This is a genomic window from bacterium, assembly GCA_016873475.1.
Classification (GTDB): domain Bacteria; phylum Krumholzibacteriota; class Krumholzibacteriia; order JACNKJ01; family JACNKJ01; genus VGXI01.
The window spans coordinates 1-2,031 of record VGXI01000364.1 but is presented as its reverse complement, the minus strand read 5'-3'; the positions used below and the strand labels follow the sequence as shown (position 1 = coordinate 2,031).

Annotated in this window: 1 protein-coding gene; it reads left to right on the top strand. The window is 65.0% G+C overall.

The genetic code is table 11. The features are described 5' to 3' along the window. The first annotated feature begins 204 nt into the window (after positions 1 to 204). Positions 205 to 1,983 carry an IS1634 family transposase gene (locus tag FJ251_15795; GenBank protein MBM4119164.1) on the top strand — a complete coding sequence of 593 codons (1,779 nt, stop codon included), beginning with the start codon at positions 205 to 207 and terminating at the stop codon, positions 1,981 to 1,983. Positions 1,984 to 2,031 lie beyond the last annotated feature (48 nt).

Genomic DNA, 2,031 nt, shown 5'->3' with positions numbered 1-2,031 from the left:
GCTGGCGACGGCGCCGCGGCGCTAGCCCATGTTTAACGAATCGGAGGGTGGGTAGTGCCGCTAGCCTTCGCTAACCTCTTGGAATCTCTGTGAATTTCTCGCGTAGCCTCCTCGTCAGTGCCAAAACCGTAGTTACAGAACTGTGCCAAATACTGCTTGCCATGTGAGACATAAGCTCGTATCCTGATAGTCACAGGAGACGAGATGTTCCTCAGCATCGTCAAGGCGGCTGGTGGCAAGGGTAAGCAGTACGAGTACGTGCGCCTCGTCGAGGCCTACCGCGAGAACGGCAAGAACAAGCAACGCGTCGTCTTCAACGTCGGGCGCAAAGACATTCTCGCGGCTCACCTCGACGAACTCATTGCCATCCTGCGCGGCGAGCCGCGGCGGCGCGACCAAGCCGCCTCGACGAGCGGGGTGCAGGCCATCGGTGCCTGGGACTGGGGACCGGAGCTGGTGAGCCGCACGCTGTGGCGCGAGCTGGGCTTGGAGCAGATGCTCGAGCGCATGGGTGGCCGAGGCGTGCAGGATGGAGTCACGCTCTCGGACCGAGCGTGGGTGCTGGTCACCAACCGCCTGTGCGAACCGAGCAGCGAGCACGCTCTGGCGCGCTGGCTGGAGACCGATTTCGTCTGCGACCGGCGTGGCCGGCGCTACATGCCCCAATGGCGCGATGACGAGGAGCGGCGCAGGAGCTCCCGCCCGCGGGTGCGCGTGGCGTTCGGTCAACTGCAGCGCTGGTATCGAACGCTCGACCAGCTCGAAGCGCGCAAAGCAGACATCGAGCAGGAGCTCTTCCTGCGGCTGCGAGACCTGTTCTCGCTCAAGGTCGATTTGGTCCTGTACGACCTGACCTCGACGTACTTCGAGGGCAAGGGACCGCCGCGGCTCGGCGCGCACGGACACAGCCGGGACGGCAAGCCGCGCAACCGCCAAGTGCTCGTCGGCCTGGTGATGGTCGACGGCTGGCCCATCACGCATCAGGTCTTCCGCGGCAACCTGCGCGACGCCAAGACGGTGCCGGAGATTCTGGAGGATTTGGACAAACGCTTCGGCTTGCGGCGCGTGGTCTTCGTCGGCGACCGCGGCATGGTCACCTCGGACAACATCGCGCTGTTGCGCGCGCACCAACAGGGCTACCTCGTCGGCCTGAACCGCCGCCGACGCGAGGACGTCTACCGCCACATCGAGAGCGCCACGGGCCCCTGGACGCAGTGCCCGGTGGGAATCGCGGCGGGCGAGAAGAACGCGCCGCCCAAGACCGAGGTGCAAGAAGTCCAAGGCGAGCAGCCCGGCGTGCGCATCTTCGTCGTGCGCAGTGAAGAGCGGCTCGTGTACGAGCAGGCCGAGCGTCTCAAGGCGATGCAACGCGTGCGCGAAAAGCTCGAGCGACTGGAGCGCCGGGTCAAGCACGGCAAGCTCAAGGCGCCCGAGAAAATCGGCGCGGCCGCGGCCAAGATTCTCGAGCAGCACCACGGCCATCGCTACTACGCCTGGGAATTCAAGGAGGGGGGCTTTCGCTTCTTCGAGCACCCCACCAACCTGGCCCGCGAGCAGGCCTACGAGGGCAAGTACGTCATCGCCACCGAGGAGCAGAACCTCACCCCCGTCGAGGCGGTGAGCATCTACAAGGAATTGAGCGAGGTCGAGCGCGCCTTCTCGAACCTGAAAGACGTCATCGACCTGCGCCCCGTGTTCCACCGCACGGACGAACGCGTCGAGGCGCACGTGTTCGTCGCCGCGCTCGCCTTCCTGCTCCATCGCGCCATCGAGAAGAAGCTCAAGGCTGCCGGCCTCGACTTCTCCGCCACCGAGGCCCTTCAAATTCTCAGGTCGGTGCGGGTCGTTGATTTCAAGATCGCCGGCACCTTCAAGCGCTCCGTAACCCGCGGAAGTGCGCGCGCCGAGCGCATCCTCTCCGCGCTGGGCATCGCCCAACTCGATCCCCCGACCCCTCCCAACGGGGAGCCAACCGTCCTGTAGTTACAAACGACCATGCTCGACCGAGCAATTTCAATCACTTGGCGGCCG